This window comes from Micromonospora sp. MH99 (genome assembly GCF_021442385.1).
GTDB lineage: Bacteria > Actinomycetota > Actinomycetes > Mycobacteriales > Micromonosporaceae > Micromonospora.
Window position 1 is genome coordinate 97,328 of sequence record NZ_MUZA01000004.1, and the last position, 20,155, is coordinate 117,482.

Sequence of the window (20,155 nt, forward strand, 5' to 3'; positions counted from 1 at the left end):
CGATCGACGACGGCCGTGTCACGCCTCGGAGTCGCGATCTCCGGACGCCTCCCGTCCGATCGGCGAGGCGGAGACCTCCAGCGACCGGCCCCGCCCTCGCAGCGCGCCGAGGAGCACGACCAGGGCCAGCACGCCGGCCACCACGCTCAGACCGGCCATCGGCGCCCAGCGGGTCAGCACCGGCGTGACCAGCAACAGGGCGGCCACGCCGATGATCTGGGGTCGGGAGGCCTGGCCGAAAATCTCGTACTCCAGCCGCATCCGGGCAACGAGGAAGAGTGTCGGACCGCCCACCACGAACAGCAGCCAACCGGGCCGCGGCTGCCCGTACGGATGATCGATCACCAACTCGTAGCCGACAGCCGTGACGAGGACGCTGAGCACGATCACCAGGTGCGTCCATCCCGACACCGCGCCCAGCTGACCCGGCATACCCGCCCGGCCGAACGTCTCCGTCAACAGCAGACCGGCGCGATAGAAGTAGATCCGCCAGAGCAGCGCGCTGGTGACGAACGCTATCGAGAAAGCGGCTGCCCGTTCGGCGGAATAGTCCGCGCCGCCGAAGACCGTGCCGACAACCAGAATCGACTCACCGAGAGCGATGAGCACCATCTGCTGATAACGGTCCGCGAGATGGGTCCCGTCGATCTGCCACCGGCCCACTCTCGAAACCCCGAGCCACGGCAGCGGCCAGCCCAATGCCCAGGCAAGGTAGTCGACAGCGAGGGCGGCAACCCACAGCGGCAGGCGGAGGTGATCCGGTCCCAACGCGCCGGCCAACCACAACGGCGTGCTCACCAGAGCCCAGACGACAAGCCGGAACGGCACCAGCCGTCGCGGATGGCCACGCAGCGCGACGGCGACCACCAGCGGTCGCACCACCATCACCATCAGGTACGCGACCGTGAACGGCAGCGCTCGCTCCTCCATGGCGCGGGGCAGCGTCACCGCCATGACCAGTCCGGCGAACATGGTGCCGACGACGACGGCTTGAATGATCGACCGCTCCGGTTCGTACCGACTGGTGATCCAGACGGTGTGCGACCAGATCAACCAGAGCGCCAGAAAGAGCAGCAGGGTGCGCCCGAACCCCGTGCCGAGCGCCCAACCCGTGTCGTCGCGCAACTCGGCGAATCGTTGCGAGACCCGGGTGAGGGCCACAACGAAGGCCAGGTCGAAGAACAGCTCCAGGAACGTCGCTCGACCCGAACTCCGTGGAGGGCGCAGCAGTCCGGCACCCCGGCCCGTCGCCATCGTCCGCCTCCGTCCGCCGCCCTGGTCACCAACGAGCCGGCCGCCGAAGGAGTTGCGTAATGGAAATGGAGATTGAGCGGGGCCACAAGCTATCCGAAACTGCAAGGTATTGAGAGTCCCATCTCTGCCGGCGAACTTCCTGGGCGACGAGGGAAACGCAACCCTATGCTTGCCGCCGACCGCGCTGCGGCTCATCCGGGCCGACGGATACCCAGACAAGGACTTGCGAATGCGCCGGAAGTCTGCTCTGAACAACGGCACTGCTGGTCTCGAGGAATCACCGGCAACTACCGCAGAGGACCTCGCGCGCCGAGCCGCGATCGCCGAGGAACAGACGTTTCTCGACGTGGCCACGGCCCGGCGCGACACGCTGGCCGACCAGCTACGGGTCGAGCTGTCGGCAGCGGCCGCCGACGCGTTGGCGCAGGCCCGCCAGCGCATGCTCCGCCAGCAGTACGACGAGCTCCAACGAGCAGGGGAAGGGCTGGTCTTCGGCCGCCTCGACGGTCTCGATGGCACCGTTCGCCACGTCGGCCGTGTCGGTCTGCGCGACGAGGGTGCGGACAGTGAGCCACTGCTGGTGGACTGGCGCGCTCCCGCGGCCCGGCCGTTCTACACCGCGACGGCTGTCGACCCCCAGGGTCAGGCGCGGCGCCGGCACATACGCACCACGGGGTCGACTGTCGCCGGCGTGGACGACGAGCCTCTGGACGGCACCGCGACTGCCGAACTCGTCGGCGAAGGCGCGCTGCTGGCCGCCCTCGACCAGCGGCGCACCGGTCGCATGTCGACGGCGATCGCCACCCTGCAACGCGAACAGGACGACATCATCCGGGCGGAGGCGACCGGCCCGCTGATCGTTCAGGGCGGTCCCGGCACCGGCAAGACGGTTGTTGCGCTGCACCGCGTCGCGTACCTGCTGTTCACCCACCGGAAGATGGCCGACCAGGCGGTCCTGGTTCTGGGCCCTTCGCCGCGGTTCCTCCAGTACATCGCCCAGGTGCTGCCCGCCCTCGGTGAGACCGCCGTCGTCTCGGCGACCTGCGACACCCTGCTGGCCGACGTTCAGGTGGGCCGCGACGAGAGCCGGCTTCTCGCCGAGGTCAAGGGCCGCGCCCTCTGGCAGTCCGCGCTCGAAAACCACGTCACGTCGCTGCTCCCCCGGCCCCGTGAGCTGAAGCTGCGCTGGGAGGGCGAGTTCTTCGTCATCCCCGCCCCGACGGTGGCGCACGCGCTCGCCTCGGCGGTGCAGGGCCGCCCCTACCATCGCGCCCGCGCGGCGTTCGCCGAGCAGCTGCACCACCTTCTCGCCGATGTCGTCGCCGAGCAACGCGAGGCGCTGATGGACGAGATGGAGGAGGGCTTCGAGGACATCCTCGCCCGCGTCGACAAGGGCATGGGCCACGACCCCCGCTCCCCCCGGACGCCCACCGGCAGCGACATCGACGGGTTGCTCTCCGAGGAGGAGATCGAACAGTTGCGGTGCCGTATCGCCGAGAACGCCACCATCGCCCGGTTCGTCGAGGCGTGGTGGCCCACCCTCGACCCCGAAACCCTGCTGCGTGCTCTCCTGACCGACCGCGCCCTGCTGGCCCGGTTCGCCCCGCAGCTGTCCCCCGAGGAGATCACCGCCGTCGCGGCCGAGCCCGCCGGGTGGGCACCAAGCGACATTCCCCTCCTCGACGCCCTTGCCGACCTGCTCGGCGAGGTCGACGCCCCGCAACCACCTGGCGAGTTCGTCGCCGACCGCGCTCGCCGGCAGCGCGGCTGGGTGTACGGCCACGTCGTCATCGACGAGGCGCAGGAGCTGTCCGAGATGCAGTGGCAGATGGTTCTCCGCCGCTGCCCCAGTCGCTCCATCACCGCCGTCGGCGACATCGACCAGGCCGAGGCGGCCCACCGGCACACCAGTTGGGCGCAAGCGGTGCGGGCCGCTTTCGGAGACCGGTGGACCGCTGCGGAACTCACCATCTGCTACCGGACCCCGCGCGAGGTCATGGACCTCACCGAACCGGTCTTGAAGAAGGCGGGCAGCCACAACGTGCCACCCCGGGCGGTGCGCTCCTCCGGCATCGCCCCCTGGCAGCGCACTGTCGCACCCACCGAGCTTGCTGGTGCTGCCGCCGAAGCGGTGCGGGAGCTGCGGCACCGGTGGCACGGGGGCACGGTCGGCGTCATCGCCCCCGCCGACCGCGTCGCCGAACTCGTGGCCGTGCTGAGTGATGTGCCGGTGCTCACCGCCACCCAGTCCAAGGGGCTGGAATGGGACGCGACGCTCCTCATTGACCCCCAGGGCGTCGCCGCCGAGCCGCGCGGCTGGAACGGCCTCTACGTCGCGCTCACCCGATGCACCCAGGAACTCGGACAACTGATCCTCACGCAGCAGTCGCCGCACCCGTGACACAGGTACCCGGACATCCGGCCAGGGCGCGGTCGGGGTTGCCGCTTCGGACTCAGACGTTGCTTTCCCGTTCGTCCAGTGACAGGCCCCAGCCACGTGCCAGGGCTGCGAACTCCTCGTGGAACTGCGGGAAGGTCTTGTCGACGCAGGACGGTTCGTCGAACTCGATCCCCGGCGTACGCAGGCCGGTCACGCTCATGCTCATCGCGATGCGGTGATCTGAACGGGTCCGCACCAGTGCTCCGGTCGGCTTGGCCGGCCGGGCGTCCCCAGACTAACCAGCCGTGCCGGTGCCTCGCGTCCCGCCCGAGGGCGCCGATCCGCAGTCGCCGCCCGTGTCAGCGAACGAATCCCGTTGACACCATCACCGACGTCTCAATACGCTTAACATGTTCGTTAAGTGAAGGGAGGGGTTCGGATGGCTGGCACCGATCAGCTCAGCGCGGTGTTCTCGGCGCTCGCCGACCCGACTCGACGGGCGATCCTCGCCGAGCTGGCCGAACGCGACGCCACGGTCACCGACCTCACCGCTTCCTTCTCCATCTCGATGCCAGCGGTGTCCCGGCACCTGAAGGTGCTCGAACGCGCCGCGCTCATCTCGCGGTCGCGGTCGGGCAAGTGGCGCGAGAGCCGCCTCGAGGCCGCCCCGCTCCGCGAAGCAGCCGACTGGATCGAGCACTACCGGCGGTTCTGGGACTCGTCCCTCACTCGCCTCGACGCCCACCTTGCCGCGGTGCAGGCCGCCGGACAGGCAACCGATCAGATGGCCGACGACACCCGGGAGCCCGAATGAACGCCGACACTCCGCAGCTCGTCATCTCCCGGCTGTTCGACGCGCCACGGGAGCTCGTCTACCGAGCCTTCACCGACCCCGACCACCTGGCGGCGTGGTGGGGCCCGACCGGCAACTCACTGCCGCGCGACGAGATCGAGTTCGACGTACGCCCCGGCGGCTTCCAGCGGTGGACGGAGGTCAACGAAGCCAGCCCCGACCTTCGCGTGCACGTCCACGTCGCCCTCACCGACGTCACCGACGGCGAACTGCTCGAAGGCCTCATGCACGTCGGCGGCCGGCTGCAGGAGGGCATCGAGCCGTTCCGGACGAGGTTGCGGGTCGAGTTCCACGACGCGTCCGAGGGGCGGACGCGCCTGGAGATCCGCCAGTGGCTGCCGGAGCACCTCACACATCCCAGCAACGAGGGTTGGCGCCAGGCGTTCACCAAGCTGGACGCCGCGTTGGCGAACCCCCGGATCCTCGCAGCTGATCACCGAAAGGCAGACGCATGGCAAAGCTGATCTACGTGACCAACATGTCGCTCGACGGATACATCGAGGACGACCGCGGCGTCTTCGCCTGGTTGCCGATGGACGATGAGGTGTTCGTGCTCTGCACCGACCTCCTCCGGTCCGCGGGCACGTTCCTCTACGGCCGGCGCCTGTACGAATCGATGGCCCAGTGGGAGACCAATCCGGCTCTGGCCGCGCAGTCTGACCTCACGGCCGAATTCGCGCGCACCTGGAAGGCGGCGAAAAAGGTCGTCTACTCCACGACCCTCACCTCGGTGTCAACCGCCGACACCCGGCTCGAACGCCGTTTCGACCCCGCCGCGGTACGCGAACTGAAGGCCACGGCCAGCAGCGATATCACCGTGGGAGGTGCCAACCTCGCGGCACAGGCCTTCGAGGCCGGACTGGTCGACGAATGCCATCTGTTCATCTGGCCCGTTGTCGTCGGCGGGGGCAAACCCGGGATGCCGACCGGTACGCGCACCGACCTCGAACTCCTCGACGAGCGCCGATTCCGAAACGGCGTCCTGCACCTCCACTACCGCTCTCTCGGGCAGTGAGCGACGACCCGGTGTGCGCGGGCGGGGTCAACCGCCGAATCGGGCCGGCGGACTAGCGCGGCACGGCCCGGAACCACGCCTCCCGGTCGCCCGGGTCCGGTCCGCGCCGGGGCAGGGTCGGCGGGTCCTCCCCGGTGACCGGCGCGTAGTGGTCGAAGGTGGTGGTCAGGACAGCCTCCCCGCCGGTCAGGTCGGGAAGGGCGGCGACGACCTGCGGCACCCGGGAGGACGGCAGGGTGCCGCTCACCTCGAGGTAACCGCCGGCGACGGCGGTCTCGTGGACCACCCCTGCACGCCTACCGAGCAGCGCCAGCACCGTCTCCACCGTGCGCTGGGGAAGGTTGACGTCGAACCGTTCGATCGGCTGGCACACCCGGGTGCCGGCTCGACGCAGCGCCGCGGCGACCACGACCGGGGCGAGGTGGCGGAAGTCCGCCGCCACTGTCGAGATGGACTTGTCGAACTTCTGATGCGGCCTGCTCTGTCGCGGGAGGTACCGGGAAGCCGTCATGGTCACCACACAGTCGGTGACCGGCCAACCGTGCCGGCCATGCCGCAGCGCGACCCGTACGCCCTCCTCGGTGGCGGCGACGAATGCCGGTGGCAGCCGGCCGGGTTCGACGCCGGGACGGAACTCGATGCCGTGCCCGACCGGGGCGGCCTCGATCCGTAACCCGAGCCCGGCCAGGTACGGGTTGCCGCGCTCGTTCACCCGCTCCTCGGCGGCTCCGGTGCCGACGACCCGCTCGATGCAGGCCGTCAGCGTGCCGGAGAAGCGCACCCGGACGCCGTACCGGTCCTCGAGGAGAGCGGCGAGCACCTCCTTCTGGACCTCCCCGTGCAGACGGATCACCGCCTCCGCCTGCTGCTCGTCGAGCCGCAGGTCCACCAGCGGGTCCTCGTCGGCCAGCTCGGCCAGACCGGCGAACATCGCCAGCCGCTGCTCCGGCTGCACCGGTTCGACGACCGCCTGCCGGGTGGGCGGCGGAAAGCGGTAGCCGTGCCGCCGCGGCGGGTCCCCGATGTGCTGGCCGATCCGGGCCGAGACGCCACGCACCGCGGCGATCTGACCGGCGGACACCGACTGGCGCACCAGCACGCCGTCGGGCTCGATGACGGCGATCTGGGTCACCGTCTGCGGGCGGGTTCCGGCCAACTGCACGCGATCGCGCACCCGCAGACGCCCGGACCACAATCGCACCCAGGCCCGCCGGCCGTGGCCGTCCCGATCGACGGCGAACACCGTGCCCGCCAGCGGACCTTCCCGCTGCTCGCCACGCGGCAGCAGGTCGGCGAGGAGGTGGCAGAGCTGCCGTACGCCTGCTCCGGTGATCGCCGAGCCGCACGCCACCGGGGTGAGCTCGGCGCGGCGCACCGCGTTCCGGATCGCACGCCGGACGTCGCGGACGCGTACCGGCTCGTCTGTCAGCCACCGCGCCGCCACCGCGTCGTCGACCTCCGCGACCGACTCCAGCACCGGTTCGGCGTCGAGGCCGACGGCCCGCACCCGGACGTCGCGCCCGCCCTGGCCGGTGACCGTGGTGAGCGGGACCGGACGCGCCCCGAGCCGCTGGCGTACCTGGGTCAGCACCCGGTCGACGTCGGCGCCGCGGCGGTCCACCTTGTTCAGGAAGAAGACCGTCGGTACGCCGATGCGCCGCAGCGCCCGCCAGATGGCGACGGTCTGCGGCTGGACCCCCTCGACGCTCGACACCACGAGTACGGCGGCGTCGAGCACGGCCAGCGACCGCTCGACCTCAGCGATGAAATCCGGATGGCCGGGGGTGTCCAGCAGGTTGATGGTCAGATCACCGATGGCGATCGACGTGACGGCCGCTCGGATGGTGATGCCGCGCCGGCGCTCCAGCTCCATCGAGTCGGTCCGTGTCGTGCCGGCGTCGACGCTGCCCAACTGGGACACGGCGCCTGCCTCGTAGAGCAGGCGCTCGGTCAGGCTGGTCTTCCCGGCGTCAACATGGGCGACGATTCCAAGGTTCAACAAGGCCACAGCAGAACTCCACGGTAGGACGGTCAAGGGTCCGGAGCGTGGAAGCTGCTCGCATTGTCACTCCTGGTCGTGGTCGCTGTGGGCGATGCCCTCCACCAGGTGCGGCGGTGGGGCGTCCTGAGGTTCGCACGCCCGCTGCGACCGCCGCCACCGAATTCGCTCGCAGAGGGGCACGGCCTCGCGGCGCCGTGCTGCGGCCTGCGCGTCCGGCACTCGGGTGGACGGCCACCCCGTACCATCGGCTGTCAGGAATGACGCGGGCGGCGACAATCAGGGCAGGGTACGACGCCGTGCCGGCGGTGCGAGCTTCCCGGGGCACCGAGGAAGGACGTCGTGTCATGCCGGGGGAACGGTGGGTGCAGGTGCGGCGGGGCGGTGTCTACCTCCTCGGTTCGTTGCTGCTGGGGGTCGCCACAGTGCTCGCACTGCCACTGCTGTGCGTTCCACGGCTCGCGCGGCTCTGGGCGGACTGGCACCGTGACCGCGCCGCCCGGCTGCTCGGTAGGCCGTTGGCATCGCGTCCGGCCCAGGGCGCGTCGAGACGCCGCGCGGCCACGAGCGGCACCTCCCACGCCCTGCTCTGGCTGCCGGTGAACGCCGTCACCGGAGGGGCTCTCGGGCTGCCCGCCCTGCTGTGCGTGGGCAACATCGTGGTCGCCGCCATCGCCACACCCCTGTGGTGGGCGTTCGCGCCGGAGGCCAGGCCACGGTTGTTCGTCGACGTCCCGGTGACCGGCTGGACCACCGCCCTCACGCTTGGCCCACTCCAGATCCTCCTGCTCACCGCGCTGGCCTACCTGGGCTTCCCGCCGTTCGCGCGCGCGCACGCCCGGATCTGCCTGGCGGTGCTGTCGCACTCGACGAACGAACAGCTCGCCGAGCGGGTTGCCGTGTTGACCCGCACCCGCGCGGACGTGCTCGACGCACACGGCGCGGAGCTGCGCCGCATCGAACGCGACCTGCACGACGGCACCCAGGCCCGGCTGGTGGCCATCGCGATGCGGCTGGCCGTGGCCCGACAGGCTCTCTCCGACAATCCGCGCGACGAGCGGTTCCTGGAGGACCTTCTTCGGGAAGCACACGAAGGAACCGAGGAGGCGATGACCGAACTGCGCGACGTGATCCGAAGCGTCTATCCGCCGATCCTCGCGGACCGCGGGCTCGACGGTGCCCTGACGGCCCTGACCACCCGCTGCGCCGTGCCGACCCGGCTGGACATCGGCGACCTCGAACGGGTGCCGCCAGCGGTGGAGGCCGTCGTCTACTTCGCCGTCGCCGAGGCGCTGACCAACGTCACCAGACACAGCCACGCGACCACGGCCGGCGTACGGGTCAGCCGCGCGGCGGACAATCTGTCGGTGGTGATCACCGACAACGGCACCGGCGGCGCCGACGATCGGCGGGGCACCGGCATTGCCGGGATCCGGCGCCGGGTGCTCGCGCTCGACGGCACTGTCGACATCGACAGCCCGGCCGGCGGGCCGACGACCATGACCGTGGAGCTGCCGTGCGGGTGGTGATCGCCGAAGACAACGTGCTGCTGTCCACCGGACTGGAGCTGCTGCTGGGTCGCGCGGGCTTCCAGATCGCCGCCGTCGCCGAGGATGCGGCGGGCTTCCTGACGGCCGTGCGGGAGCACCGGCCCGACGTCACGGTCGTCGACGTCCGGCTGCCGCCGTCCTTCCGCGACGAGGGAATCCGTGCCGCCCTGCAGGCCCGGCGGGAGTATCCCGGCCTTCCGGTCCTGGTGCTGTCGCAGTACGTCGAGCAGCAGTACGCCGCCGAACTGCTGGCCACCGCCGGCGGCGGCGTCGGCTACCTTCTCAAGGACCGCGTCAGTCGCGTCGACGAGTTCGTCGACGCGCTGCGCCGCGTCGCCGCCGGTGGCACGGCAATGGACCCCGAGGTGATCGCGCAACTCGTCCAACGCGCCGGTGACCCGGTCGCCGCCCTCACCCCCCGCGAGCGCGAGGTACTCGCGTTGATGGCGCAGGGGCACGACAACAACGCCATCGCTGAGCGGCTCGTCGTCACCGACAACGCCGTGCACAAGCACATCGGCAACATCTTCGCCAAGCTCGGTCTCGCCGTGGCCGACAGCGGGCACCGCCGCGTCCTCGCCGTTCTCGCCTACCTCAACGCCGGGGGCCAGGTGGGCGATCGCTGATCCGGCCCGGCTGAACCCCTCGTCACTCCCGCCCGCCGATCGCGTCGATCAACGCCTGTCGCATCGCGTACCGGGTGGCCATCCTGATCGCTCCCCAGGAGAGCGCGATGGTGAGCGCCACGATCGCGATGAGCCCGGTGAGCGAGATGCGGGGAACGGGCGACCTCGTCAGGCCCAGGCTGATGCCGATCAGCGGTGGGACCGTCGCCAGCAGACCGAACAGCAGCGTCGAGAAAATCACGATCCTGGCCTCGCCGTTCATCATCGCGCGGAGCTGGTCCCGGCTGGCGCCGATGAGTCGCAGGCTCGCGAACTCGCGAACCCGCGCCGCTGTCGCCATCACCAGGGTGTTCACCACGGCGATCGCGATGTAGCCCAGCAGCACCGTCTGGAACAGCAGGTTCAGCGCCCAGTCACCGGAGCCACCGGACCCCGACGTGGTCAGGAACGCCTCTCGGTCGCCGACCTGGACCGTCGGGTAGCGCTCGACGGCGCCCCGCAGCGCACCGGTGAGCGCTGTCGGGTCGGTCCCGTCCACCGACCTGATCAGCACGGCCGAGGACACCCGCGCGGTGGTGTGGGCGACGACCAGGTCGTGGGGCAGGGTGACGTCCCCGAAGCCCAGGCCGTTCTCGTAGATCGCGACCACCCGCGGCGTGACCACCGTGCCGTCGCCGAGCCGCAGCTCGACCGTTTCGCCGACCTTCGCCCGGACGGTCTCCGCGACGATTCGGCTCAGCGCCACCGCATCGCCCCGCAGTTCCGCGATGTCCCCCTCGTTCACCCCGAGATCCATGGTTTCGGGAAGCCGTTCGGGCGTCACACCCTGGGCGGCGAAGACCTTGGTCGAGGTGCTGTCCTCGGATGGGAAGGTCAACAGCACCCGCATCCGGGCCACCGGCGTGGCCACGGCGACACCGGCCACGCCCCGCACCGCGTCCACGACCTCCGGGGACACCCCGGCACCGGACGACGCGGTCACCACGTGGTCGGCCCGCAGGCCCTCCTCGATCTGGTGCTGCGCCCCCGCCATCGTCGTGGAGGCGCCGAACACCTGCACGGCCGCCAGGGTCACGCCCATGGCCAGCGGTGTGGTGGCCGTACTGAGCCGCCGCCAGTTGGCCCGCGCGTTCGTCTGCGCGAGGAAGCCGCTGGCCGTGGACTGCCGGTTCAGGCCCGAGCCGAACAACGCGAGGGCGCCCCGGAGCAGCAGGGGTCCCAGACAGCCGAGCGCCACGACGAACAACAGGACCGCGCTCCCGGCGGTGTCGGCGGCCGAGTCGCCCGGCGCCGCGACATTGCCCCAGGTCAGCAGCAGCCCGAGCGGGATGAGCAGGACGCCGACGGCCACCCGCACCCGGCCGAACTTCTTCGGCTCGATCGCGGCGTCCCCGAGCGCCTCGACAGGGCTGACCCTGGCCAACCGGCGGGCCACCAGCCAGCCAGCGAGCCGGGCACTGAGCACGCAGAGGACCAGCGACGCCAGGACGGGCAACAACCCCACCCGCATCTGGAAGTCCGGGGGCATCACTCCCGCGAGGACGAACACACCGCGCATCACGAACGCGAGCAGCACGCCGGGAATCGCGCCGACCACGGCGCCCACCGACGACACCACTGTCATCTCGGCGCCGATCATCCGGTGGATCTGCTGCGGCGTCGCGCCGATGGCCCGCAGCAGAGCCAGTTCCCGCCTGCGCTGCCGCACCGACAGCGCGAGGGTGCTCGCCACCACGAACACCACGATCAGGACCATGGTGCCGCCGAACGACGCCGCCGTCTCGACCACCAGGCTGCGGGCGTCACCGACGTCCAGGAACTCCACATCGCCGCGTCCCGCGCCGGTGTGCGCCACCACGCCCGGCACGGCCGCCGTGATGCGCTCGGCCAACTGCTCCGGGACGACGCCGGGCGCGGCGAGCACGCCGATGGCGTCCACCCGGTCCGGACGCCCGGACAGCGTGGTCGCCTCGTCGTCGGTGACGAACACGGCGGACTGCCGGTCCAACCCGTCCCCCGGTGCGACGGCGAGGCCCACCACCCGGTACGAGGACGGGAGCGAGCCGACCACGAGCTGCACCGTCGCGCCGAGCGACACGTCGCCGCGCGCGGCGAGGTCGACGTCGAGCACCACCTCGTCGGGCGCGGAGGGCGCGTGGCCGTCGCGCAGCCGGAACGGCCCCAGCGCCGCAGCGGACCAGCCGTGCCCGAGCACCGGGAAACCGTTCGGGCCGGCCACCGTGTGGCCGTCCGGGGCCAGCAGACTCACCTCGACGTTGACGTCGCCGATGGCCGCCCGCACACCGGGCACCGCGGCGACGGCGGCCACCTTGTCGGCGGGCAGCGTGACCCGCTCGCTGTAGCGGACCTCGGCGGACTCGTCCAGCCAGAACGACTGCGCACCGCCGAGGAGCACCGCCGCGCCCCCGTACCGCTCGGGGGTCACGCCGGTGCCGAGCCCGGACACCAGCAGTATCCCGCAGGCGGTGATCACCGCCGAGCCCGCGACGATCGCGATGAAGGAGCCGACGAAACCGCCCCTGCGCCCCTTGATCGTGCTCCACGCCAGCGACAGGTCCCTGGGAAACGGCACCACGGCACGGACCAGCCGCCGCAAGCGGCGCATCACCACTCGCCCAGGTGCGTCATGCGCGAGGCGATCTGCTCCGGAGTCGGTCGGTTCAGCTCGCCCGCGAGCCTGCCGTCGGCCAGAAACAGCACCGAGTCGGCGTAGGAGGCGGCGACCGGGTCATGGGTGACCATCAGCACCGTCTGCCCCATCGCGTCCACGACGTCCCGCAGCAACTCCAGAACCCGTTTGCTGGAACGGGTGTCCAGCGCGCCGGTCGGCTCGTCCGCGACCACCACGTCCGGACGGGTGACCAGCGCGCGGGCGACAGCGACCCGCTGCTGCTGACCGCCGGACAGTTCGCTGGGGCGCCGCCTGTCGTACCCGCTGAGGCCCACCGCGGCCAGCACCTGGCCCAGCCACGTCTTGTCGGTCTTCCGGTCCGCCAGCCGCAACGGCAGCGTGACGTTCTCCTCCACGGTCAGCGCGCCCAGCAGGTTGTACGCCTGGAACACGAAGCCGATCCGATCGCGCCGCAGCTCGGTCAGCTCGGTCTCCGACTGCCGGGACACGTCCGTGTCACCCAGCAGGACCCGGCCCGACGTCGGCCGGTCCAGACCGGCCGCACAGTTCAGAAACGTGCTCTTGCCGGACCCGGAGGGGCCCATGACCGCGGTGAACGTGCCGCGCGCGAAGGCGGCGGTCACCGCGTCGAGTGCGCGTACCGCGGTCTTTCCCGACCCGTACTCCTTCGTCACCGCATCCAGGCGCACCGCGTACGGCGATGTCCTGGAGGTCGGTGTCGCCGCAGTGGCCGGCGAGCCGCTCCCACCGGTCTCGGCCGGCGCGACGTGCCGTCTCGACAGGCCCCTCGTTGATCTCATGCCGTCCGACGTTAGGTTTCCCGGCGGCCTGGATCGATACCCCGTACTCCCGGACGTCGAGTACAGCTGGCTGTAGTGCCGTGCAGCGGTAAGGCTCCGAACCACCCGACACGTTCGCATCTGCACGATGTCACCGCTGCGCCCCGGCGTCCAGGGGCCGCGGTGGAGGTGAGCAGGGGCAGACGACTGCTGATCAGGCAGGGGCCGGCGGAGTACGAGTACCTAGGGAAAGCTGGGTATTCCCGCCCATCCATCGGTCGCGGGCGACGCAAAGGATGGTTCGCATGCGAAGGACACTGATTGTGGTGACTACCGTGATTCTGGGGCTGGTGTCGGCAGGCGTGCCGGCGGCGGCGCAGCAGCGGCCACGAGGGATTCCGGACAGGGTCATGTTGCAGCCTGACGATCTCGGCGGGGCCGTGCCCGGGCCGGTGGAGGACGGTCTGGTGTGGTCGCTACTACCCCAACCATGCTCGGACACGCCGGTGCCGCAGCCGTTCACGAGTCGCTCTCAGGCGGCCGATCTCGGTACCCGTTTCCGAATCTACGAGAACGTCGCCCGGTACCGCGGCGATGGGGCACACAGGTACGTCACCGAACTGAAGGAGCAGCTCGCCCGGTGCGGGGCGGGCGGCGACGAGGAGGGCTTCGACCCGGTCGCCGAGGACCACCTCGGGCCGGACACGGTGCTGTTCCTCGGCACCTACGACGAGGGCGACCGCTACGTCGGCTATGTCGCCGCCGCGGTCGGCCACTACGTCGTGGTGGTCATGATGTCGGATTCGTACCTGGGCGCGGCCGACCTGACCACGCTGAACGGGCTGGCCAGTGCCGCGATAAACCGAGCAGCGGGGTGAGGCGGGGAGGCGAGGGCCTCTGGCCGCAACCACGGAACGTCCCCTGGCAACCGTCAGCGTCACCGCTGACTGGCGGATATCCCCTTGATGAGGCAGGTGGTTCCGTCCGGGCGGGTGAGTGGTGCCGACTGGTATCCCTCGCTCTGGTAGAGCGCGATGTTCCGCAGGCTCTTCGCGCCGGTGAACAGCACGATGCGACGGCAGTCCGGTCGGGCGCCGGCCTCGGCGATGCGGAGCAGCCACCGACCCAGCCCACGCCCCCGCAGATCGGGCACGACGGCGAGCCGACCCACCTGCCAGTCTGTGCCATCGCGACGGGCCCGCACCATGCCCAGCAGTCGGCCGTCCAACCAGATGCCCGTGGTGTGCCAGGTATCCAGCCAGCCGCGCACCTCCTCCAGCGACTCGTGCAGGGCCGGTACGGCCATCGTGTCATTGGCGACGGCTTCGTCGACCCAGCAGCACCGCTGCAGCACAGTGACCTCGGGCGCGTCGTCGGGGGTCAACCGCCTCGCGTACGACCCCGGCAATGGTCCGGACAGTGTCCCGGCCCGTCCGCGTTCACGCAGTGGCCGCAGGGCGTGGGCGACCCGGACCAGTTCGTCCACCAGCCCGACACCCGCCGTGTCGCGGACCGGGTCGGAAAGCAGCCGTCCACTTTCCACCGCGTCACCGATGCGAATCGCGACGGTGGCGCCCAGGGGAACCAGGCGGAGCGTGGTCACCACCTGCTTGGCATGCTGAACCGACCGGGTGCCCGCCGACGTGTTGCCGTAACTGACGAAGCCGATCGGCTTCCATGCCCATTCGCGGCCGAGGTAGTCCAGCGCGTTCTTCAGCGTCGCCGGCATCCCGTAGTTGTACTCCGGCGTGACTGCGATGAACCCGTCCGCCGCGTCGACGATCGCGCTCCACCGACGTGTGTGCTCATGCTGGTAGACACCCGACGACGGATGCTCCTCCTCATCGAGGAACGGCAGGTTCAGTTCGCCGAGGGCCACCGGTACAAGCTCGACGCCGAGTGCGGCGGCACGGGGGGTGGCCGCTTCGATCAACCACTGCGCCACCAGGGGGCCGAGGGCACCCGGGCGGGTGCTGCAGATCAGTACGAGGACACGCGCCGGTTTCGTTGACATGGAAACGAAGGGTAGATGCTAGGTTGATTACATGTCAACGAGTGGGCCGGCCGGGGCCGTAGGTTGGTTGAACGCCGATGAGGAACGGGCGTGGCGGGCGTTCCTGCGGATAGTGGTCGCCGTCCAGACCGGCACGGCCCGCGACCTGGCCGCGATCGGGCTCTCCGAACCGGACTACGAGGTGCTGAGCACCCTCTCGGAGCGGCCGGACCACACCAGCACCCTGGGGGAACAGGCCGACAAGATGGGCTGGTCGCGCAGCCGGCTGTCCCGGCACGCCACCAGAATGGAGGGACGCGGCCTCTTGAGGCGCACACCTGACCCGGCCGACGGCAGAGGCTGTTTCCTTGTCCTCACCGAGCAAGGTCTGGACGCACTCGAAAACGCCGCACCGGCCCACGTTCAGTCGGTACGACGTCACTTCATCGACCGGCTCACCCCAGACGACCTCGCCGCCATCGAACAGATTGCCCGGAGGCTGGAAGAACCCCCAACTGGCGGTCAGGGGCGATGACCGGTCACCGGCGGGACAGGTATCCCCTGTCCCGCCTCCGCCACCAGCACGGCATCGGACCCGCCGCACGCGGTGGTGACCTGTCCATCCGGGACGATCCGCTAGCTGCCGGCCTGGTCGTGTGGGACGGTGACGGTGACGGTGCAGCCGACCGGCCGCCCGATCTCGTCGTGGCCGGCATACGTGAGGTGGTACACCCGGTCCCCGCCGTTTCCGGCACGTTCGGCCCGTAGCGCGCCGCCCGTGTCCGGCACGCCGACGGCGAAGCCACTGACGTCCGTGGCGTCGCCCCCGGTCAGGCCGGTCAGGGTGAACGCGTTCGGGCCGAGCACACCGTCGTGCAGGTCCACGGTGACGTTGACGTCGACCATCTTGTGGTTCGGCGGCCACAGGACCGGTCGGTCCGCCGCACAGTCGAGCTGCCGTACCGGCACGGGCTCCGCCAGGGTGGCGGTGGCGTGCCCGATGGTCGCGGTGAGCCGACCCCCGGCCTCGTAGTACATGTGCGCGGTGCGCCCGTCGAAATAGAACGTCGGCGCGGCCGAGCGGCCGAGGTCGGGCGCGGCGGTCATCGAGTCGTGTACGACGCCGAGGTGCGTCTCCTGGTCGAAGTCCTGCCCGACGTCCACCGCGTGCATGTTGCCGTCGGCGGCGTGGTAGATCACCAGGTTGCGATCCTTCCAGCGCAGAAAGAACGGCCCCGAGGCGTTCGGGCCCTCGATGCCCTGCGGGGTCACGAGCGGTTCGGGCTGGATGGCCCAGGTCCGCGCGTCGGTGGAGACCGCCCAGCGGATCCGTCGCGACACCGGTCCGGTCGGTCCGGGCAGCGCGGCGGTCGGATTGTCCATGAAGACCATCAGGTACCGGCTGCCCAGACGGGGCACGGACTGCTCGAAGACCCGGGCGTAGGAGGTCTCGCCACCGGTGGAGTCGTTGCGGCTGACCGCCGTTCCGCCGTAGTCGAAGTGGATGCCGTCGTCGGAGGTCGCGTACCGGGTGATCGAGTTCTCGCCGTGGAAATAGAGGAAGAGCTTGCCCTCGCCCTCGATCCACACCGCGTGGGGTGAGGAGATGTGGCTGACCGTCGGGTAGTACGGCAGCCAGGTGTTGCCGATCAGGGGGTTGGCGTCGTACTCCGTCCACGGGCCGTTGATCGAGTCGGAGTACGCGAGGGCGATCCCGCCGGGACGCTCGTGCGGCGCGTAGTACAGGTAGTAGGTCCCGAGCGGGTTGGGAAAGTAGTCGGCGGCCCGGATGACGCTCGGGAAGATGAACTCGTTGGTCGGGTTGTAGGCGAGGGCGCCCTTGTCGAACGCGGTGCCCTGGTAGGTGAACTGGGGAAAGTCGAGCGGGGGTTCGGCGGCTGCCGGCCGGACGCCGGTCACGGCGGCGACGATCAGGCCAGCACTGGCGGCCGCCAGCACAGCGCGTCGGGACGACGGGGTGGATGGTCTCGTCATGCGGCTTCCTCTTCGGTCGGTGGGATCGTCGGCGGCACGAACGATGTGTGTGACGCTCAGTGAGGGCAGGGGGTATCGATCGACGGACACCCACTGAAGCCGCCGAGCTAATACGTATTAGCATCTATGTTTTTTCGATGTTGCGCGCTCGGCTGCGCCTCTGTCAAGAGTTGGCTCGGGGTTCGCCGACCCACCCCGGCCGGACGATGACCCGGCGGCAGCCTCGGTAGCTAATGCGCATTACTCCAGCCAGTTCATTACGACGAAACCTTTCGTTCACCTCTTGACAGCTGCCGGACCACCGACCAAGCTCCTTCCCAACGCCGATCGCTAATACGCATTAGCACCGCCGAAGGGACCTGACGTGACTCCTCCCCCCAGACGCGTCACTCAACGTGACATCGCGCGGATGGCTGGCGTCAGTCAGGCGACGGTGTCGCTGGTGCTCAACAATCGGACCGACGCCGACGTCCGCATCGCCCAGGAGACCCGGGACCGGGTGCTGCGGGTGATCGCCGAGACCGGGTACGCGGCTGACCCCGTGGCCCGCCGCCTCGCCGCACGGTTCAACCGGATCATCGGCGTCTTCACGTACGAGCCCGCCTTCCCCAGCGGCAGCCGAGACTTCTTCCACCCGTTCCTGCTGGGCATCGAGGAGTACGCCGAGCGGGTCGGCTGCGACCTGCTGCTGTTCACCAGCGCACCGGTCGTGGACGGCCGGCGACGCATCTTCCACCAGGACAACCGGCTCCGTCTGGCCGACGGGTGCATCCTGCTCGGGCGCGAGATCGCCGGCGCGGAGCTGGACCGACTCAACCGCGACGGATATCCGTACGTCGCCGTCGGACGCCGGGACGACGCCGGCGGCCCGGTCCCCTACGTCGGTGCCGCCTACGCCTCGGCGGTGTCCCAGCTCGTCGAGATCGCGCTGCGGCACGGTCACCGCCGGCTGACGTACGTGAGCACGGGCACCACCGCGGAATCCTCCGAAGACCGACGCCGCGGGTTTCATGCCGCCGCGGCGACCGCCCAGAGCGCCGGGCAGATGTCGGCGCTGGCCACCGAGGCCGACACCACCATCGACGCCCTGCTGGCCGACGGGACCACCGTCGTCTTCGTGGAGGACTTCGCCACGGCGGTCGCGCTGGAGTCGGCCACCCGCCGGCGCGGCCTGACCGTGCCCGGCGACCTGTCGATCGTGACCCTCGGCGACCCGACGGTCCCCGTCCCCACCGACATCACGTTCACCGGGTTCCGCATCCCCCGCGAGGAGATGGGCCGACAGTCGGTCGAGGTGCTGACGGGCGTCATCGATGGCAGCGCGGACGGTGTCCAGCAGCGACTTCTCCCCTGCGAAATCGTCGAGGGCAGCACCCTCGGCACCCCTGATCCGGCGGTTGACCGGCGCTGAGCGGTCGGCCGCGCAACTGGAAGGAAACACGTGGTACTCATGCGTACGGACGTCCTCGTCGTCGGGGGCGGGTTGGGCGGCGTCGCCGCGGCGCTCGCCGCAGCCCGGGCCGGCCGGTCCGTCATCCTGACCGAGGAGTTCGACTGGCTCGGCGGGCAACTCACCAGCCAGGCCGTCCCCCCGGACGAACACTCCTGGATCGAGCAGTTCGGCGCCACCGCCAGCTATCGGGAGCTGCGCAACGGCATTCGCGACTACTACCGTCGGCACTACCCGTTGACCGAACGGTCCCGGTCCTGGACCGACCTCAACCCCGGTGCGGGTTGGGTGAGCCGGCTCTGCCACGAGCCGCGGGTGGCCGTCGCTGTCCTCGAACAGATGCTCGCGCCGTACCTCGGTTCGGGCCGTATCCGGGTGCTCCAGCCGTACCGGCCGGTGGCCGCGGAGACCGACGGGGACCGGGTGACCGGCGTGACCCTCGCGCACCGCGACCGCGACGAGCGGATCGACGTGGTCGCGCCGTACGTCCTGGACGCCACCGAGACCGGCGAGTTGCTACCGCTGACGGGCACCGAGTACGTCACCGGGTTCGAATCGCAGGCGGACACCGGTGAGCCGAGCGCCCCGGCCGAGGCCCAGCCGATGAACATGCAGGCGGTGTCCGTCTGCTTCGCCCTCGACCACGTCGACGGCGACCACACCATCGACCGTCCCGCGGGGTACGACTTCTGGCGCGACTACAAGCCCGACTTCTGGGGTGACCGGCTGCTGTCCTGGAAGTCACCGCACCCGCGCACGCTGGAGATCGTCGAGCGCAGCTTCACCCCCAACCCGGACGACGACCCGTTGAGCGTCAACGCCGACCAACGCCTCAACCCCGGCGACGGCAACCTGTGGACGTTCCGCCGGATCGCCGCGCGGCGCAACTTCACCGACGGCGCGTACGACAGCGACATCACGCTGGTCAACTGGCCGATGATCGACTACTTCGAGGGTCCGGTCATCGACGTCCCGAACGCGTCGTGGCACCTGTCCAAGGCCCGCGAGCTGTCGTACTCGGTGCTGTACTGGATGCAGACGGAGGCGCCGCGCCCGGACGGCGGCACCGGCTTCCCGGGCCTGCGGCTGCGTGGCGACGTGACCGGCAGCGCGGACGGCCTGGCCCAGGCCCCGTACATCCGCGAGTCCCGCCGGATCCGTGCCGAATACACGGTGGCCGAGCAGGATCTGTCCCTGGCGGTCCGGGGCGACCACGGCGCGGTCAGCTACCCGGACGCGGTGGGCGTGGGCATGTACCGGATCGACCTGCACCCGTCGACCGGCGGCGACAACTACATCGACGTCGGCTCCTGCCCGTTCGAGATTCCGCTCGGCGCGCTGATCCCGCAGCGGATGGAGAACCTGCTGCCGGCCGGCAAGAACATCGGCACCACCCACATCACCAACGGCAGCTACCGGCTGCACCCCGTCGAGTGGAACGTCGGTGAGGTCGCCGGTCTGCTCGCCGACTTCTGTCTGGCGCAGGGCGAGTCCCCGCGCGCGGTCCGCAACACCCCCCGTCTGCTGGCTGACTTCCAGGACCGCCTCACCGCGGCCGGGGTGGAGCAGCGCTGGCCACAGATCGCGGGCTACTGAACACACCCCCGG

General features: G+C 70.4%; 17 protein-coding genes. 10 read left to right on the plus strand and 7 right to left on the minus strand.

Going from position 1 to position 20,155, the window contains the following annotated elements:
* Nucleotides 1-18 precede the first annotated feature (18 nt).
* A complete protein-coding gene (locus B0E54_RS03605; protein ID WP_234581806.1) occupies nt 19-1,254 on the minus strand; it encodes a low temperature requirement protein A in 1,236 nt (411 codons plus the stop codon).
* 229 nt (nt 1,255-1,483) lie between these two features.
* On the opposite strand from B0E54_RS03605, the gene B0E54_RS03610 reads away from it, so the two are divergent.
* Nucleotides 1,484-3,655 (plus strand): UvrD-helicase domain-containing protein, encoded by a 2,172-nt coding sequence (locus B0E54_RS03610; RefSeq protein ID WP_234581807.1) that lies wholly within the window; start codon nt 1,484-1,486, stop codon nt 3,653-3,655.
* A gap of 52 nt (nt 3,656-3,707) precedes the next feature.
* On the opposite strand, the gene B0E54_RS03615 is transcribed toward B0E54_RS03610, so the two are convergent.
* Nucleotides 3,708-3,893 carry a hypothetical protein gene (locus B0E54_RS03615; RefSeq protein ID WP_255786428.1) on the minus strand — a complete coding sequence of 62 codons (186 nt, stop codon included), beginning with the start codon at nt 3,891-3,893 and terminating at the stop codon, nt 3,708-3,710.
* A gap of 180 nt (nt 3,894-4,073) precedes the next feature.
* On the opposite strand from B0E54_RS03615, the gene B0E54_RS03620 reads away from it, so the two are divergent.
* Genes B0E54_RS03620 through B0E54_RS03630 form a run of 3 tightly spaced genes read left to right on the plus strand, consistent with a single transcriptional unit; the run spans nt 4,074 to nt 5,502 of the window.
* On the plus strand, nt 4,074-4,448 hold the full coding sequence (locus B0E54_RS03620; RefSeq protein ID WP_234581809.1) for a helix-turn-helix transcriptional regulator: 375 nt from the start codon (nt 4,074-4,076) through the stop codon (nt 4,446-4,448).
* Nucleotides 4,445-4,951 carry an SRPBCC domain-containing protein gene (locus B0E54_RS03625; protein ID WP_234581810.1) on the plus strand — a complete coding sequence of 169 codons (507 nt, stop codon included), beginning with the start codon at nt 4,445-4,447 and terminating at the stop codon, nt 4,949-4,951. Before B0E54_RS03620 ends, B0E54_RS03625 begins: the two co-directional genes overlap by 4 nt.
* Nucleotides 4,939-5,502 carry a dihydrofolate reductase family protein gene (locus tag B0E54_RS03630; protein WP_234581811.1) on the plus strand — a complete coding sequence of 188 codons (564 nt, stop codon included), beginning with the start codon at nt 4,939-4,941 and terminating at the stop codon, nt 5,500-5,502. Before B0E54_RS03625 ends, B0E54_RS03630 begins: the two co-directional genes overlap by 13 nt.
* Before the next feature lie 52 nt (nt 5,503-5,554).
* Here B0E54_RS03630 and B0E54_RS03635 read toward each other — a convergent pair whose 3' ends face one another.
* Nucleotides 5,555-7,510 (minus strand): translation factor GTPase family protein, encoded by a 1,956-nt coding sequence (locus B0E54_RS03635; RefSeq protein WP_234581812.1) that lies wholly within the window; start codon nt 7,508-7,510, stop codon nt 5,555-5,557.
* Between the two features lie 338 nt (nt 7,511-7,848).
* Here B0E54_RS03635 and B0E54_RS03640 point away from each other — a divergent pair, with 338 nt between their 5' ends.
* Complete coding sequence (locus B0E54_RS03640) at nt 7,849-9,030, plus strand: histidine kinase (protein ID WP_234581813.1); 1,182 nt, start codon at nt 7,849-7,851, stop codon at nt 9,028-9,030.
* A complete protein-coding gene (locus B0E54_RS03645; RefSeq protein ID WP_234581814.1) occupies nt 9,018-9,677 on the plus strand; it encodes a response regulator transcription factor in 660 nt (219 codons plus the stop codon). Before B0E54_RS03640 ends, B0E54_RS03645 begins: the two co-directional genes overlap by 13 nt.
* Before the next feature lie 22 nt (nt 9,678-9,699).
* Here B0E54_RS03645 and B0E54_RS03650 read toward each other — a convergent pair whose 3' ends face one another.
* Together B0E54_RS03650 and B0E54_RS03655 are read right to left on the minus strand one after the other, a co-directional pair.
* Complete coding sequence (locus tag B0E54_RS03650) at nt 9,700-12,303, minus strand: FtsX-like permease family protein (RefSeq protein WP_234581815.1); 2,604 nt, start codon at nt 12,301-12,303, stop codon at nt 9,700-9,702.
* A complete protein-coding gene (locus B0E54_RS03655; protein ID WP_234581816.1) occupies nt 12,303-13,130 on the minus strand; it encodes an ABC transporter ATP-binding protein in 828 nt (275 codons plus the stop codon). The genes B0E54_RS03650 and B0E54_RS03655 overlap by 1 nt, the downstream gene beginning before the upstream one ends.
* A 284-nt stretch (nt 13,131-13,414) precedes the next feature.
* On the opposite strand from B0E54_RS03655, the gene B0E54_RS03660 reads away from it, so the two are divergent.
* Entirely contained in the window at nt 13,415-13,987 is a 573-nt protein-coding gene (locus B0E54_RS03660; RefSeq protein WP_234581817.1) for a hypothetical protein, read from the plus strand.
* A 59-nt stretch (nt 13,988-14,046) separates the two neighbouring features.
* Here the strand turns inward: B0E54_RS03660 and B0E54_RS03665 are convergent, their stop codons facing one another.
* Entirely contained in the window at nt 14,047-15,123 is a 1,077-nt protein-coding gene (locus B0E54_RS03665) for a bifunctional NAD(P)H-dependent oxidoreductase/GNAT family N-acetyltransferase (protein ID WP_255786403.1), read from the minus strand.
* 31 nt (nt 15,124-15,154) lie between these two features.
* Here B0E54_RS03665 and B0E54_RS03670 point away from each other — a divergent pair, with 31 nt between their 5' ends.
* Nucleotides 15,155-15,637, plus strand: coding sequence for a MarR family winged helix-turn-helix transcriptional regulator (locus B0E54_RS03670; protein ID WP_234581818.1), 483 nt, complete (start codon nt 15,155-15,157; stop codon nt 15,635-15,637).
* 101 nt (nt 15,638-15,738) lie between these two features.
* Here the strand turns inward: B0E54_RS03670 and B0E54_RS03675 are convergent, their stop codons facing one another.
* Nucleotides 15,739-17,097, minus strand: coding sequence for a hypothetical protein (locus B0E54_RS03675; protein ID WP_234581819.1), 1,359 nt, complete (start codon nt 17,095-17,097; stop codon nt 15,739-15,741).
* Between the two features lie 364 nt (nt 17,098-17,461).
* On the opposite strand from B0E54_RS03675, the gene B0E54_RS03680 reads away from it, so the two are divergent.
* Together B0E54_RS03680 and B0E54_RS03685 are read left to right on the plus strand one after the other, a co-directional pair.
* Nucleotides 17,462-18,508, plus strand: a complete 1,047-nt coding sequence (locus B0E54_RS03680; RefSeq protein WP_308195331.1) for a LacI family DNA-binding transcriptional regulator — start codon at nt 17,462-17,464, stop codon at nt 18,506-18,508.
* 39 nt (nt 18,509-18,547) lie between these two features.
* The gene (locus B0E54_RS03685; RefSeq protein ID WP_234581821.1) at nt 18,548-20,143 is read left to right on the plus strand and encodes an FAD-dependent oxidoreductase; all 1,596 of its coding nucleotides are present in this window, start codon (nt 18,548-18,550) and stop codon (nt 20,141-20,143) included.
* The last annotated feature ends 12 nt before the right edge of the window (nt 20,144-20,155 follow it).